This window comes from Plantibacter sp. ME-Dv--P-095 (assembly GCF_030209365.1).
In the GTDB taxonomy this organism is placed as follows: Bacteria; Actinomycetota; Actinomycetes; order Actinomycetales; family Microbacteriaceae; genus Plantibacter.
This window is the reverse complement of the sequence record NZ_JARVSB010000012.1, coordinates 74,911-89,162: the sequence shown is the minus strand read 5'-3', so window position 1 is coordinate 89,162 and position 14,252 is coordinate 74,911. Positions and strand designations below refer to the sequence as shown.

Here is a 14,252-nt window from a genome sequence, read left to right as displayed (position 1 = left end):
AACGCGATATATCGCGTTCAATCGGAAGGAAGCGCACCATGGCACAGGAGAAGTGGATCATCGCCCCCGGCGAGAGCCGCATCATCGACCTCGAGCTCGTGAGGCGGCTGAAGGTCGGCCTCATCGGCGGCCAGGTCGACATCATCGGGCACGACGAGCCCGGTGCGCGCATCGAGGTCGGCGCCGTCACCGGCAAGGACCTCAAGATCACCATCGACGGCGACGTCGCGGAGATCGACCACCCGCAGCTGCGCTGGGACAACTTCCTCGAGGTCTTCTCGAACTTCGGCGCAAACCGCGCCACCGCCCAGGTGAGCGTGCTCGTCCCACGGGACATCGCGCTCACACTCGGCGTCGTGAGCGCCGGCGCGCTCGTCTCCGGACTCACCGCCGACGTGAAGCTCAACACCGTCTCGGGCGACCTCGTGGCCGACCGCATGACCGGCCGCCTCGACCTCAACTCCGTCAGCGGCGAGGTCACCGTCCAGCACCACACCGGCCGCATCAACGCCCACACCGTGTCCGGCGACGTCACCGTCTCCGGCGACATCACGAGGGCGTCCGTCGACGGGGTGTCCTCCGACCTCCTCCTCGACGTCCACGGCGCCGCGGAGCAGCTCGACCTGAACACCGTGAGCGGCGCGATCACGGTCCGACTCGACGACGACCTCGCCGCGCGCTACACGGCGAACTCCGTCGGCGGCCGCCTCGCCATCGACGGCGTCGTCCTCAAGGGGCTGCGCGGCGGCGGCTACAGCTCGCACACCGGCGCCCTGTCCGGTCAGTTCGCCGAGGTGCGCCTCAACACCGTCGGCGGTGCGGTCACGGTCCTCCGACGCGCGACTGCAGAGCCCGCCACGGCGACCGCCGGGAGCGAGGCCGGAGCATGAGCCCCGTCTTCGCGCACGGCAGTCTGCGCCTGTACCTGCTGAGCCTCCTGGAGGAGTCGCCCAAGCACGGGTACGAACTCATCCAGGCGCTGACGGATCGGAGCGGCGGGACGTACAGCCCGAGCGCCGGCACCATCTACCCCCGCCTCGCGAAGCTCGAGGAGGAGGGCTTGGTCACCAAGACGAGCGACGGCCGGAAGAGCGTCTACGAGATCACCGAGGCCGGCCGAGCGGAACTCGCGGCACGCGCCGGCGAACTCGACGGCATCGAGGACCAGCTCACCGACTCCGTGCGCCGGATCGCCGACGAGGTCCGGAGCGGGGTGACGGCGGCCATGAAGAGCCTCCGCGCCGATCTCGCCTCCGCGGCGCGCGAGGCGAAGCAGTCGTCGAAGCCCGGGCCGAGCTGGACGACAGCCTCCGAGGAGAGCGCCGACCAGAAGGTGCAGGGCCGCCTGGCGCTGCACGAGACGGACGTGTCGATCAACGAGTTCCGACAGGCGGTCCGCACGGAGCTCCGCGAACACGTCGCACGCGGTGGCGTCCTCGACGAGGCGACCGTCTCGGCCCTGCGCGCCGACCTCGTCGCCGTCCGCGACCGCCTGCGCGAGCAGCTCCGCGGCTCCTGACGATCCACGGACGATGAAGCGCCCGCCTCCACATCGGGAGACGGGCGCTTCATCGTCCGTCGGGTCAGCGCGCGGCGCCGGCGAGCGAGCCCGTGGTCGCGGCGGTGTCGAAGATCACGCAGGTGACGAGGCGGTCGTCCATCTCCTCCCAACTCCCCTTCGTCGGCGTGTAGTAGTTGAACTCGAGCGAGGAGTCCTCGTAGACGATCCCGGCGAACGCCTGGAACTGTGCGTAGCAGCCGTCGTCGGCCTGCTGCGTGACCGCCTCGTCGCCCGGCCAGTCGTCGCCGGTCAGGGTGACCTCGCCGTACACCTCGTACTGGTGGGGCTCGGAGCACGGCACGGTGGGCACTTCGGAGACCTCTTCCGTGGACGACTCGTCGTTCAGGCAGTCGCCGACGGAGAGCGTGAAGACGTCGGTGGTGCCCCCACCGACGATCTCGCCGGACTGCGCGTCACGGGTCTCGGCCGGCTTCGGGAGGATGCCCTCCACGACACTGCAACCGGAGAGCGTCAGGGCTGCGGCGAGGGCGGCGAGGGCGAGCGGGAGGAGACGACGGCGAGCGGTCACGATGAGGGTCCTTGCGGTGGGTGGTCGATCATGAGCGGCTGTCCCGGCTCACAGCCAGGCAACAGCCGTCGATCAGGATATTCGTCGGCCGTTCTGGTCCGCCACTCCCCCGCTCGATGAACACTGCGTCACGGTCGGGTGACGATGCCTGTCCATCCAGCCCATCTCCGCTTGACTCCCCTTGGCGAAGGAGTAATATCGCCGCTCGTGACAACTGAGGGTCGAGAGCCCGGGACAGAACCACGATCAGCAAAACGCTGGTTGATCGGGGACCCGCTGCCGACCGAGAACCTGGAGGGCCAGCTCCTCCCCAAGCGCCTCGCGCTGCCGATCTTCGCGAGCGACGCGCTGTCGAGTGTCGCGTACGCTCCGCAGGAACTCCTCATGATCCTGACCCTCGGCGGGCTCGCGTTCCTGAGCTTCGCGCCCTGGGTCGCCGCGTGTGTCGTGATCCTGCTGGTCGTGGTCGTCGCGAGCTACCGGCAGCTCATCAAGGCCTACCCCTCGGGCGGTGGCGACTACGAGGTCGCGCACCGCAACCTCGGCGAGAAGGCCGGCCTCGTCGTCGCCTCGGCGTTGCTCGTCGACTACGTCCTGACGGTCGCCGTGTCGGTCGCCTCCGGCGTCGACAACATCATCTCCGCGATCCCCGGGCTGAACCCGTGGCGCGTGGAGCTCGCGGTCGGCTTCGTGCTCGTGCTCATGGCCGTGAACCTCCGTGGCGTCCGCGAGTCCAGCAAGGCCTTCGCGATCCCCACCTACTTCTTCATCGCGAGCGTGCTCGTCATGATCGTCGCCGGGCTGGCGCGCACCTTCCTCGGCGACGCCCCGGTCGCGTCCAGCGCGGAGTTCACGGTCCAGGGTGAGAGCCTCACGCAGGCCGCATTCATCCTGCTCCTCCTCCGCGCGTTCTCCTCCGGCTGTTCGGCGCTGACGGGCGTCGAGGCGGTCTCGAACGGTGTCCCCGCGTTCCGTCGCCCGCAGATCAAGAACGCGCAGAAGACCCTCGTCCTCATGGGCGGAACGGCCATCGTGCTGTTCGTCGGACTCACCGCCCTCGCGCTCATCTCCCGCGTGCACTACGCCGAGAACGCCTGCCACCTCGAAGGGTTCGCGAACTGCGCCACCACGCCGCAGCCGAGTCTCATGGCGCAGGTCGCGACCGCGGTGTTCGGCGCGAACAGCATCCCGTTCTTCCTCATCCAGGCGGCGACGGCGTGCGTCCTCCTCCTCGCCGCCAACACCGCGTTCAACGGGTTCCCGCTCCTCGGCTCGGTCCTCGCGCGCGACTCCTACGCCCCCAAGTCGCTCAACACCCGCGGCGACCGCCTCGTGTTCTCGAACGGCATGATCATCCTCGGGCTCGCCGCCTGCGCGATCCTCGTGGTCTACCAGGCCAACCTCACGCAGCTCATCCAGCTGTACATCATCGGGGTCTTCGTCTCGTTCACGCTCGGGCAGACCGGCATGGTGAAGCACTGGCTGCGCATGCTCCGTGAGGGCTGCGACAACCGGGGCTCCGTCTACCGCGGCCTCGCGATCAACGCGTTCGGCGCGCTGCTCACCGCGAGCGTCCTCATCGTGGTCACGATCACCAAGTTCACCCACGGCGCGTGGCTCGTGTTCGTGCTCATGCCGATCCTCTTCGTGCTCATGCTGGGCGTCAACCGCTACTACCGCGACGTCGAGAAGGAGGTCGAGGTCGATCCGACCACGACCTTCGGCGCGACGGGCGACCACGCGATCGTCCTCGTCGGCAAGATGCAGAAGCCGATCCTCAAGGCGCTCGACTACGCGATCGCGGCCAAGCACGACAGCCTCGAGGCCGTGCACATCTCGGTCGACCCCGAGTCCACGAAACTGCTCGAGCAGCAGTGGATCGAGCAGAACATCCACGTCCCGCTCGTCATCCTCGAGTCGCCGTACCGCGAGTTCGCGATGCCGCTCGCGAAGTACATCAAGGCCCACCGCGCGGAGCACGGCTCCGAGGTCGTCACCGTCTACATGCCGCAGTACATCGTCGGCCACTGGTGGGAGAGCCTCCTCCACAATCGGCGGGCTTCACGGATCCGCAACCAGATCATGCTCGTGCACGGCGTCACCGTGGCGCTCGTGCCGTGGTTGCTCGACTCCTCGGAGCTCATCTACGGCCGCCGGTCCCGTCCGCTGCCCGGGCAGGAGCGACGCGGCGAGATCGTGCGCGTGAAGAAGCCGATCGAGCGGAAGCCGCACATCGACCGCAACACGGGCCGCACGAGGACCTGAGCCGAGCGCCCGGCGCCGGGCGTCACCGGTCTGGGCGGCTGTCGGGATCACGACGGTAGCCCGTCGGCGTCAGGCCGAGCACCCGTCGGAAGTCCGAGGTCAGGTGCGCGTGGTCGGCGTAGCCGAGGTCCGCGGCGACCTGGGCGATCGTGACGTCGGCGTCGTCTCGCAGACGCTGCGCCGCCTCCTGCAACCGGTAGCGCCGGATGATCGTCAGGGGCGGCAGCCCGACGGACCGCTGCGCGAGCCGCTGGACGGCACGGACGCCCACGCCGAGGCGTGCTGCGAGCTGCTCGACCCTGACGATGTCGCGGTCACCCGCAACGACCTCCTCCATCCGGTTGGCGAGCAGGCCGTCGGCGTCGGCCGTCGAGAACCGGTCGGCGCACCAGGCCAGGCAGGCGCGAACCGCCCCGCTGCGGGCGGCGTCGCGGTCTTGGCCGGCCATCGCCGCGACCACGTCGCCGTGGAGCGACGGCGCTGCGAACGGCACCTCGACGTCGCGGAGCGTCCCGGGATCGTCGACCAGGGTCATGAGCGCCGCCGGCCGCAGCAGCATGCCGACCACCCAGCCGCTCCCCGTGAGATCGCGGTGGGACGCGCTCGTGGTCGGGCCGGCGAGCGTCACCGCATCAGGCCCGACGACGAGGTTGGACGCGGGGAACGGCAGCAGTTCCTGGCGTGAGCTTCGCCCCGGTGCGAGTCGCCACTCCGGGATCCAGAACCACCGGACGAGGCCGGAGAGCCCCGGTGGCGCCTCCACCCGGTGGAAGGTCGGCAACCGGGCCGGGTAGAGCACGCCGCGGGGATCGATGGACGCCCCGGTGCCGTCGATACCGGACATCTGGCCCTCTCGTCGCGAATCTTCAAGCCACCCGGCCCTGCTGGTCCGTACCGTCGCAGCATGAGCGAATCCACTGCATCGAAGACCGGTGTCACCGGCGACCACACCACCGCCGGGGTGCCCAACGGCTCCACGAGCCTGACCCCGTTCCTCGTGGTGGCGCGCGCCGCCGAGGCGATCGAATTCTACCGAGCGGTCCTCGGGGCGCGACTGGTGGACGCCACCGAGATGGGCGGCGTCGTCGTGCACGCCGAACTCGACCTCGGCGACGGACGCCTCCAACTCGGGGAACCGAACCCGGAGTACGGCTTGATCCCTGCGCCCGGCGGCGAGTCCGACTGCTACTCCCTGGGCTTCTTCTGCGCCGACGTGGATGCGGTGGTCGCGAGGGCCACGGCCGCGGGTGCGACGATCCGGGAGCCGGCCACGGATTTCGTCTCCGGCGACCGCTTCGCGTCGATCCGCGACCCGCTCGGCGTCCGCTGGTCGATCATGTCCCGCATCGAGGACCTGTCCGAGGAGGAGAGCGCTCGACGCGTGGCCGACTGGGCGGCACAGGCCGCGTCCGGTCGGAGCTGACAGACTGAGGGCATGTTCACCTGGGGTCTCTCGCTGCTCTTTCTCGCGGCCGTGTCCGGCACCCTCTCGATGGCGCGACTGATCGCGGCGAACCCCGACTCCCCGCTGCCGATGTGGCAGGGGCGGCCGCAGCGGCTCCCCCAGTTCACGATCATCCTGCGCGGACTCTCCGGCGGCCTCGGGGTGTTCGGCGTCTTCCTCCTGTGGTCGGAGATCGGCTTCTGGAGCGTCCTGCTGCTGGTCATCGCCCTCGGCATCCCCATCGCGCTCAACATCCGGCACAACCGCCGGTTCGAGGCATAGCCGCCGTGTTCGATCGCCCATCTTCGGGCGAACGAATGCTCATTCGCCCAGAATTGGGCGAACGAGCGGCTAGGCGAGGAGCGAACCGAGCCCGTAGCCGACCAGGGCCGCGACGACCGACGCGACGAGCATGCCCAACACGTTCGTCAATCCGGCCCGGGAACGTCCGTCGTGGAGCAGCCGGACGGTCTCGATGCTCGCGGTGCTGAACGTCGTGTAGCCGCCGAGCAGCCCACCCCCGAGGACGAGGCGCCACGCCTCGTCGACGACCCCGCCGAGGGCCAGCGCCGTGACGAGGCCGAGCAGCAGCGACCCGCTGACGTTGATGACGGTCGTGCCCCAGGGGTACGCACCACCCACACGGGAGCGGATGAGGCCGTCGACGACGAAGCGGGCAGCGGCGCCGACACCGCCGGCCGCCGCGATCGCGAGGAACAGCCAGGGGGTCATGAGCGGCCACCGCCGATCCGTCGGGCGAGGACGATGCCGCTCCAGCTCGCGAGGACGCCCAGCACGACGCTCCCCACCGCGTACAGCACCCCCACGAGCGCGCTCCCCTCGAGGAGGAGGACACTGCTGTCGGCCGCGAGCGCGCTGTACGTCGTGAAACCGCCGAGGACGCCGGTGCCGAGGAAGAGGCGGAGATCACGTCGACGGCCGTCGTCGGGCCCGCGTCGGAGGAGCGACTCGAGGAGGAGGCCGAGCAGGAAGGCGCCGACGACGTTGATGCCGAGGATGGCCACAGGGACACCGCCGATGGGCGGGATCGCGAGCGAGATCGCCTCGCGGGCGCCCGTCCCGATCGCGCCACCGAGCGCGACCATCGCGATCGTGGCGGGTTGGAGGTGCGGAGCCCGTGTCCCCGTCGGAGCGGCCGTCACCGCAGGTCGCCGGCGGGGGCGTCCCACAGCGGTTCGTCGGTGGCGCTCGGCGCGAGAGGGACCACGACCACCGGACGCGCCTGCCGATGGGCCAGCGTCGCGGCGACGGAACCGTTGAAGAACTCGAGGATGCCCTTCCGCAGGCCACGCTCCCGGGTTCCGACGATGATCGCCCGCGCGGACACCGAATCGGCGAGCCTGCCGAGGGCGCGCGCCGGATCGCCGGCGAGCTGGGTCAGCTCCCACGCGACGCCGGTGTGGTCGAGGAGACGATGCGCGGTCGCCTCGAGGCCGGGATCGGCCGGCTCCGGGTCGAAGTCGTGCAGATCGGCGTCGAACGGCAACGACGTGACGGTGCCGTCGACGTTCTCGACCACGACGAACCGGCTCGCGTCGACGTGGGCGAGGACGAGCCGGCAGGCGAAGGCCTGCGCGAACGACGCTGCCTCGACGAGCACGGTATCGGGCTGCCCCGGCGTGACACCGACCACGATCGCGGTACCCCGCTGCGCTTCGCTCATGTCGTCACTCCCCCTTCGCGCGCTTCGCGGCGGCCTTGGCCGCCTGCTTGGCGGCTCGGACCTGCGCGAGCGACTCCGGGTCGACGATGTCGGCGACGGATCGCAGACTCCCGTCCTCGCCGTAGGGTTCCGACGCCTCGCGCCAGCCGTCGGCGCTCAGTCCGTAGCGCTTGCCGAGGAGCGCGAGGAAGATCTTCGCCTTCTGCTCACCGAATCCCGGCAGAGCGAGCAGGCGCTTCAGGATCTCCGGGCCGTCGGGCGCGCCGCGCGTCCAGATCGCCTCCGCGTCGCCGTCCCAGTCGTCGACGATCGCGGCGCAGAGCCCCTGCACCCGCCCGGCCATGGAACCCGGGAACCGGTGCACGGCGGGACTCGTCTTGAAGAGGGAGGCGAACGCCTCGGGTTCTTCCCGCGCGATGGTGGCCGCATCGAAGGAGCCGAGACGATCGCGGATCTTCAGCGGGCCGGCGAAGGCGGTCTCCATGGGGACCTGCTGGTCGAGGAGCATGCCGATGAGGAGGGCGAGCGGGTCCGAGGACAGCAGCCGGTCGGCGTCCTGGTCTCCCGTGATGTGCAGGGTTCCGGTCATGCCACCATCGTCCCACCAGTCGTCGCGCAGGCCCACCCCCGGTGCGGCACGCCGTGCAGCCCGCCCGCCGAGCGGGTCCTCCCGCACGAGCGCTCCGGCCACGGGCAGCATGGTAAGCTGAACGCTAGTCTTTATCGTTCCCTGGTAGGCGAAAGCCCCGGACGCCCCGCAAGCGCGGCCGGTCAGAAAATCATGAGGGGGTCTCGCATGGGTCGTGGCCGTCAAAAGGCAAAGCACACGAAGATCGCTCGTGAGCTCAAGTCGTTCAGCCCGGACGTGAACTACAACGCGCTCGAGCGCGAGCTCACGGGACACTCCGCCGACGGCCCGAACACGGGCGTCGACGAGAGCTACGACGACGAGATCGCGAAGTGGGCTGAGTACGCCGACAAGTACGCCGACGGTGAGGCGAAGGGCGCGTAGTCGCGTCCTTCCCGTTCGTCGAACGGTGTCCACCATCGGAGTCGTCACCCGCAGCTGAGGGGTTTCTCCGACGACCCTGGGCAAATGGAGTTCTGACGAGGCGAAGACTAGCCTGGACGGATGAACACCGACGAGCTCCGTAGTGCCGCCAAGAAGCGCCTGAAGGCGCAACACGATTTCAAGCAGTTCCTCGCCGTCTGGGGTGCGGTCTCCGTCCTCCTCGTCGTCATCTGGCTCCTCACGGGCGCCTGGGGATACTTCTGGCCGATCTGGCCGATCTTCGTGATGGGCATCGCGGTCCTGTTCGTCGGTCTCGACGCCTACGGGCCGTCGAAGCACATCACCGAGGACGCGATCGACGCCGAGGTCGCCCGTCTGGTCGAGAGGCAGCAGCAGCGTGCCGCGGCACGTGCGGCCGCCGCCCAGCCCACGTACGAGCAGGGTCAGCAGTACACCGGTGGCCAGACCACCGCCTACGACCCCTCCGTCTACCAGAACGGGCAGACCGGCCAGGCGCCCGTCTACGACCCGACGCAGTACCAGCGCCAGACGGGGTCCTACGACACCGCGCAGTACCAGACCGGCCCGACGGCCGGATACGGCGCCCAGCCGTCGCCCGACTCGGCGACCCAGGCCTACACCGGCACCCAGCAGTACGGCACGCAGGAGCAGCCGTCGGCTGAGACCACTGCCGTCCCAGCTCCGCCCCGGACCACCGAGCCGACGCCGACCGAGCAGTTCGCCGCCGTCTTCTCCGGCACCGGCCTGCCGACGGCCACGGACCACGCGCCGAGCGAACCGGCCGAGTCCATCGTCCTCGAGTCCACGGCCACCGGCGACACCGAGACGGTGACGGCGGCCGCCGACGAGACGCAGGCACGACTGGACGGCGAGACTCCGGTCGAGCACGTGTCCACCGAGGGCACCGCAACCGATGGCGCCACCGACCGGGCGACGACGTCCGCCGCAGCGGCACCCGCCGCGACCGTCAGTGCACCGCGGAAGACGACGACGCGCTCGACGACACCGCGGAAGCCCGCCGCCAAGGCGGCGACGGCCGCCGGCACCACGGTCCGGAAGACGAGCTCGACCCGCGCCTCCACCGGCGCCGCCGCACCGAAGGCTACCGGGGCGAAGGCTCCGGCCACGAAGGCCGCCGGTGCGACGGGGACGAAGCGGGCCACGTCCGCCTCCGCCACGGACGGCACGCCGAAGGCCGCGACGGCCAAGGCTCCGGCCAAGCCGCGCACGACGAAGCCGAAGGTCACGCCGACCGAGGCTCCGACGACGGCCACCGAGCCGGGCACGGCCGAGTAGCACCCGCGACACGACGACGGCGCGCGATCCCCTCGGGGGTCGCGCGCCGTCGTCGTTCAGGTGCGGGGGTTCAGCCGCTCAGGAGAGCTGCGAGCGCTCGACCCACTCGAGGTACTCCTCGGAGACGGTGCCCGTGACGTACTCACCGGTGAAGCAGCTCATCTCGAGGTCGCTGATGCCGGACCCCTCGAGGATGGCGGCCTTCATGTCGGCGACCTCCTGGTAGATGAGGTTGTCGGCGCCCAGCTCGCGGGCGATGTCGGGGATCTTCTTCCCGTGCGCGACGAGTTCCTGCCGCGAGGGCATGTTGATGCCGTACACGTGCGGGTACCGGACGGGTGGGGCGGCGGAGGTGAACGTCACCTTGTTGGCGCCGGCGAGCCGGGCCATGTCGACGATCTCCTTCGAGGTGGTCCCGCGCACGATCGAGTCGTCCACGATGAGGATGTTCTTGCCCTTGAACTCCGACCCCATGGCGTTGAGCTTCTGGCGCACGCTCTTCTTGCGCTGGGCCTGGCCCGGCATGATGAAGGTGCGGCCGACGTAGCGGTTCTTGTAGAAGCCCTCGCGGTACTCGATGCCGAGCTTCTGCGCCACCTGCATGGCCGCGGGCCGTGAGGAGTCGGGGATCGGCATGACGACGTCGATGTCGCCCATCGGCGTGTACTCGGCGATGGTGTCGGCGAGCCGGTTGCCGAGCCGCAGCCGTGCCTCGTAGACCGAGATGCCGTTCATGACCGAGTCGGGCCGCGCGAGGTAGACGTACTCGAAGGAACACGGGACGAGGCGCGGGTTCTTGGCGCACTGGCGGGAGTAGAGCTCGCCGGAGGCGGTGATGAAGACGGCCTCACCCGGGGCGATCTCGCGCACGGTCTCGTAGCCACCGGCCTCGAGGACGAGCGACTCCGAGGCGACGACCCAGTCGTTCCCGACCAGACCCGTCTGGCGCTTCCCGAGGATGAGCGGGCGGATGCCGAACGGGTCGCGGAAGGCCAGCAGCCCGTGGCCGGCGATGAGGGCGATCGTCGCGTAGGAGCCCTCGACGCGCTCGTGGACGTTCTCCACGGCGTTGAACACCTGGTCGGGGTCGAGGTCGAGGCCGCTGATCTGCCCCTGCAGCTCCGTCGCGAGCACGTTGAGGAGGAGTTCGGTGTCGCTCGTGGAGTTCACGTGACGGCGGTCGACGTGGAACAGGTCCTTGCTGAGCTCACGCGTGTTCGTGAGGTTGCCGTTGTGGATGAGCGTGATGCCGTAAGGCGCGTTCACGTAGAACGGCTGCGCCTCGCTCTCGTTGGCGGCGTCGCCCTTCGTCGCGTAGCGCACGTGCCCGAGCCCCATGTTGCCGAGCAGCGAGCGCATGTCGCGGGTGCGGAAGGCCTCCCGCACCTGCCCCTTCGCCTTCACCATGTGGAAGGTGCTGCCGTCGGCGGTGGCGATGCCGGTGGAGTCCTGACCGCGGTGCTGCAGGAGCAGGAGGCTGTCGTAGACCTGCTGATTGGCAGGCTCGGTTGAGACGATGCCGACGATGCCGCACATGCGTGGGGACTCCTTGTGGTTCGTGCTGGGCGAGTGACGGAACGGAGGGAAGCGGGACGTGCGGCGGTGGCGTCAGTCGCGGTAGGCGCCGACGAGGCGGACGGCGCCGCCGTCGACCCCCTTCGCGCCCTGCTCGAAGCCGGTGAGGTCGTGGGTGGCGGCGTCTGCACCGAGGTGCACGGTGCCGACCTGCCAGGTCGCGATGCCGTCGGCGTCGAGCGCCGCAGTGATGTCGGCCGCCAGCGCGGGCGACACGACGGCGAAGAACCCGACACCGAGGTTCCAGGTGCCTTCGCTGGACTCCAGCGTGGAGCCTGCGAGGTCGCTCAAGGTGCGGAACACGGGAGCGGGGCTCCAGGTGGAGCGGTCGACCTCGGCCCAGGAGCCCTTCGGGAGGACGCGTGCGAGGTTCGCGGCGATGCCACCGCCCGTGACGTGGCTGAGCGAGTGCACGCCACCGGCGAACGCGGGGGCGTCGAGCAGGCGCAGGAGCGGGAGGGTGTAGAGACGCGTCGGTTCGAGGAGGGCCTCACCGAAGGTGGTGCCGAGCTCGTCGCTGTGGTCGCCGTAGCCGACGCCCGCCTGGGCGAGGATGTGGCGGACGAGCGAGAACCCGTTGGAGTGCAGACCGGAGGACGCGAGGGCGAGGATGACGTCGCCGTCCTCCACCCGGTGCTCACCGAGGATCGCATCCGCTTCGACGGCTCCGGTGCAGGCTCCGGCGACGTCGTAGTCGTCGACCCCGAGGAGCCCGGGGTGCTCGGCCGTCTCGCCACCGATGAGTGCGGTCCCGGTGTCGGAGCAGGCGCGCGCGATGCCCGACACGATCGAGGCGATGCGCTCGGGGTGCACCTTGCCGCAGGCGATGTAGTCGGTCATGAAGAGCGGCTTCGCGCCCACCACGACGATGTCGTCGACGACCATGCCGACGAGGTCCTGACCGATGGTGTCGTGCTTGTCGATCGCCTGCGCGATCGCGACCTTCGTGCCGACGCCGTCGGTGGAGGTCGCGAGCAGCGGGCGACGGAAGGAGGTGAGCGCCGATGCGTCGAAGAGGCCGGCGAAGCCACCGAACCCACCGAACACCTCGGGGCCGTGCGTCTTGGCGACGGCAGCCTTCATGAGGTCGACGGCGCGGTCACCGGCTGCGGTGTCGACACCGGCTTCCCGATAGGTGGTGGATGAGGTCATGACCGTCCTGAACCTTCTGCGGTGGGTGGATTCGGGGGGCCGGACTCACCTGGCTCGGCACTCGCGGGACCGGTCGGCTCCGCGTCTGCCGCGGGGGTTCCGGCTGGATGCACGTCAACTCTATCCGCTCGGACGATCCGGGTCCGTCGTGCCATCGAGCGGTCGATGAGGAGGCCGATCCCGAGGGCGGCGGCGCCGAAGACCACGATGCACACGAGCAGCAGGAAGCCGAAGACCTGGGTGAGCGAGTAGTCGGGGCTCGTCGGGAACGCGAAGGTGAGGACGAGGGCCGCGATGATGCCCACGAAGGCCCCGATGACGAGGAACCGCCAGTAGCGGGGCGAGCGGCGGACGGCGACGGACCCCGAGGAGTACACGGTCGCGACCTCGGTGTCGGTGGCGGGTTCGGAGGGGAGCTGAGCTTCCGGCGCTGGCTGCCCGGTGGCATCTGTCATGACTCCATTCTCCCCCACGATCCCGGCCACCGTGAACCGATGGTGAACGCGGGCCGACATCCGTCGGCGACTACGATCGAGCGGTGGACACGATCGAGACGACCGGGGCGATCCCGTCCGACGACGCGTCCGAGCAGGACGTGCTCGCGGCCGTCGTCGCCGCCGCCCGCGACGCCGGCTTCACCCTGGAGCCCGAACAGCTCGAGGTGGTGCGCCGGCTGGCCGCGTTGCCGATCGGCGGGGACGAGCCCGCCCACCTGTACCTCTGGGGCGCGGCCGGTCGCGGGAAGACCTGGCTGCTCGATGCGTTCTTCGCCGCCCTGCCGACGTCGCGGAGACGACGGGTCCACTTCCACTCCTTCTTCCGCGGGCTGCACGCCTCGATCCATCGGCTCCGCACCGAGGCCGCCGACGCCGCCCGGGCGACGGGTGAGCCCGGCGCCGGCTCCCGCGCGGCGGCCGGAGCGGTCGTGAATGCGGTCGAGCAGGCCGTCGACGAACTGCTCGACGACGTCGACGTCGTGCTCTTCGACGAGTTCCACGTGCACGATCCGGGTGACGGCATGCTCATGATCCGGCTGCTCGAGGCGCTCTTCGCCCGGCAGGTGACCCTCTTGACGAGTTCGAACTTCCGGCCGCAGGACCTCCTGCCCGATCCGGTGTACCACCACCTCTTCGAGCCGGGCATCGCGATGATCGAGGCGAACATGACCGTGGTCGAGCTCGGCGGTTCGGCGGATCACCGCCGTTCCTCCCCGATCCGGCGACGCGACGGCTTCGCCCGGGGCAGCTGGTCCGTCACCGGCGAGGCAGCGGACGCCCATCTCGTCACCCTCGGCCTCCACCGTCCCAGTCCCGACGAGGCGACGACGCTGGCGATCAGCGGGCACGCCTTCCGCGCGGCGGCCGCTGGCGACGGCATCGTCTGGTTCACCGCGGCGGAGCTCCTCGAGCGACCGACCTCAGTGGGTGACTACCTCGCGTGGGCGGCGGACTACGACCGGTGGGTGCTCGACGCCCTCCCGGCTTCCCACGAGCTCACCCGCGAGGCTCGCGCCCGGTTCGTCCACCTCGTCGACGCGCTCTGCGACCTCGGCGTCGAACTGCACGTCGTCGCGGCGACCGACCGGGAGACCTTCATCGCCGGTCCCGGTCCCGGCCGGGGCGGCTTCGCCCGCGACGCGGTCCGGACGCGCAGTCGGCTCGCCCTGCTCCGCGAGATCGGCTGACGGAGACTCAGCCGCGGCCGAGCATGCGA

Annotated in this window: 17 protein-coding genes; 8 read left to right on the top strand and 9 right to left on the bottom strand. The window is 70.1% G+C overall.

Going from position 1 to position 14,252, the window contains the following annotated elements; translation table 11 throughout:
• Positions 1 to 38: 38 nt before the first annotated feature.
• Both QRN26_RS17615 and QRN26_RS17610 read left to right on the top strand, forming a co-directional pair.
• Positions 39 to 890 carry a DUF4097 family beta strand repeat-containing protein gene (locus tag QRN26_RS17615; RefSeq protein ID WP_056008678.1) on the top strand — a complete coding sequence of 284 codons (852 nt, stop codon included), beginning with the start codon at positions 39 to 41 and terminating at the stop codon, positions 888 to 890.
• On the top strand, positions 887 to 1,519 hold the full coding sequence (locus QRN26_RS17610) for a PadR family transcriptional regulator (RefSeq protein ID WP_285037742.1): 633 nt from the start codon (positions 887 to 889) through the stop codon (positions 1,517 to 1,519). Before QRN26_RS17615 ends, QRN26_RS17610 begins: the two co-directional genes overlap by 4 nt.
• 64 nt (positions 1,520 to 1,583) lie before the next feature.
• Here QRN26_RS17610 and QRN26_RS17605 read toward each other — a convergent pair whose 3' ends face one another.
• A complete protein-coding gene (locus QRN26_RS17605; RefSeq protein ID WP_285037741.1) occupies positions 1,584 to 2,090 on the bottom strand; it encodes a septum formation family protein in 507 nt (168 codons plus the stop codon).
• Positions 2,091 to 2,351: 261 nt separating this feature from the next.
• Between QRN26_RS17605 and QRN26_RS17600 the strand changes: the two genes are divergently transcribed.
• A complete protein-coding gene (locus QRN26_RS17600) occupies positions 2,352 to 4,355 on the top strand; it encodes an APC family permease (protein ID WP_502927722.1) in 2,004 nt (667 codons plus the stop codon).
• A gap of 22 nt (positions 4,356 to 4,377) precedes the next feature.
• Here the strand turns inward: QRN26_RS17600 and QRN26_RS17595 are convergent, their stop codons facing one another.
• Positions 4,378 to 5,199 (bottom strand): AraC family transcriptional regulator, encoded by an 822-nt coding sequence (locus QRN26_RS17595; protein WP_285037739.1) that lies wholly within the window; start codon positions 5,197 to 5,199, stop codon positions 4,378 to 4,380.
• Positions 5,200 to 5,259: 60 nt separating this feature from the next.
• Between QRN26_RS17595 and QRN26_RS17590 the strand changes: the two genes are divergently transcribed.
• Positions 5,260 to 5,778, top strand: coding sequence for a VOC family protein (locus tag QRN26_RS17590; RefSeq protein ID WP_285037738.1), 519 nt, complete (start codon positions 5,260 to 5,262; stop codon positions 5,776 to 5,778).
• A 12-nt stretch (positions 5,779 to 5,790) separates the two neighbouring features.
• Complete coding sequence (locus QRN26_RS17585) at positions 5,791 to 6,081, top strand: hypothetical protein (protein WP_285037737.1); 291 nt, start codon at positions 5,791 to 5,793, stop codon at positions 6,079 to 6,081.
• A gap of 69 nt (positions 6,082 to 6,150) precedes the next feature.
• Here the strand turns inward: QRN26_RS17585 and crcB are convergent, their stop codons facing one another.
• From crcB to QRN26_RS17565, 4 genes are read right to left on the bottom strand one after another with little or no spacing between them, the layout of a single operon-like run.
• Positions 6,151 to 6,531 (bottom strand): fluoride efflux transporter CrcB, encoded by a 381-nt coding sequence (gene crcB, locus QRN26_RS17580; RefSeq protein ID WP_285037736.1) that lies wholly within the window; start codon positions 6,529 to 6,531, stop codon positions 6,151 to 6,153.
• Positions 6,528 to 6,962 (bottom strand): fluoride efflux transporter FluC, encoded by a 435-nt coding sequence (locus tag QRN26_RS17575; RefSeq protein WP_350223932.1) that lies wholly within the window; start codon positions 6,960 to 6,962, stop codon positions 6,528 to 6,530. Before QRN26_RS17575 ends, crcB begins: the two co-directional genes overlap by 4 nt.
• Positions 6,959 to 7,483: a universal stress protein gene (locus QRN26_RS17570; protein WP_285037735.1), complete on the bottom strand. Its 525-nt coding sequence runs from the start codon at positions 7,481 to 7,483 to the stop codon at positions 6,959 to 6,961. Before QRN26_RS17570 ends, QRN26_RS17575 begins: the two co-directional genes overlap by 4 nt.
• Before the next feature lie 4 nt (positions 7,484 to 7,487).
• Positions 7,488 to 8,072, bottom strand: coding sequence for an HhH-GPD-type base excision DNA repair protein (locus QRN26_RS17565; RefSeq protein ID WP_285037743.1), 585 nt, complete (start codon positions 8,070 to 8,072; stop codon positions 7,488 to 7,490).
• A 207-nt stretch (positions 8,073 to 8,279) separates the two neighbouring features.
• Here QRN26_RS17565 and QRN26_RS17560 point away from each other — a divergent pair, with 207 nt between their 5' ends.
• Both QRN26_RS17560 and QRN26_RS17555 read left to right on the top strand, forming a co-directional pair.
• Positions 8,280 to 8,495, top strand: coding sequence for a DUF3073 domain-containing protein (locus QRN26_RS17560; RefSeq protein ID WP_056008702.1), 216 nt, complete (start codon positions 8,280 to 8,282; stop codon positions 8,493 to 8,495).
• 120 nt (positions 8,496 to 8,615) lie between these two features.
• Positions 8,616 to 9,812 (top strand): 2TM domain-containing protein, encoded by a 1,197-nt coding sequence (locus QRN26_RS17555; protein WP_285037734.1) that lies wholly within the window; start codon positions 8,616 to 8,618, stop codon positions 9,810 to 9,812.
• Between the two features lie 78 nt (positions 9,813 to 9,890).
• Here QRN26_RS17555 and purF read toward each other — a convergent pair whose 3' ends face one another.
• The 3 genes from purF to QRN26_RS17540 form a co-directional block, all read right to left on the bottom strand.
• Positions 9,891 to 11,348 carry an amidophosphoribosyltransferase gene (gene purF, locus QRN26_RS17550; RefSeq protein WP_056008709.1) on the bottom strand — a complete coding sequence of 486 codons (1,458 nt, stop codon included), beginning with the start codon at positions 11,346 to 11,348 and terminating at the stop codon, positions 9,891 to 9,893.
• A 72-nt stretch (positions 11,349 to 11,420) separates the two neighbouring features.
• A complete protein-coding gene (gene purM, locus QRN26_RS17545; RefSeq protein WP_285037733.1) occupies positions 11,421 to 12,539 on the bottom strand; it encodes a phosphoribosylformylglycinamidine cyclo-ligase in 1,119 nt (372 codons plus the stop codon).
• Entirely contained in the window at positions 12,536 to 12,994 is a 459-nt protein-coding gene (locus QRN26_RS17540) for a hypothetical protein (protein ID WP_285037732.1), read from the bottom strand. Before QRN26_RS17540 ends, purM begins: the two co-directional genes overlap by 4 nt.
• 83 nt (positions 12,995 to 13,077) lie before the next feature.
• On the opposite strand from QRN26_RS17540, the gene zapE reads away from it, so the two are divergent.
• The gene (zapE, locus tag QRN26_RS17535) at positions 13,078 to 14,223 is read left to right on the top strand and encodes a cell division protein ZapE (protein ID WP_285037731.1); all 1,146 of its coding nucleotides are present in this window, start codon (positions 13,078 to 13,080) and stop codon (positions 14,221 to 14,223) included.
• Positions 14,224 to 14,252 lie beyond the last annotated feature (29 nt).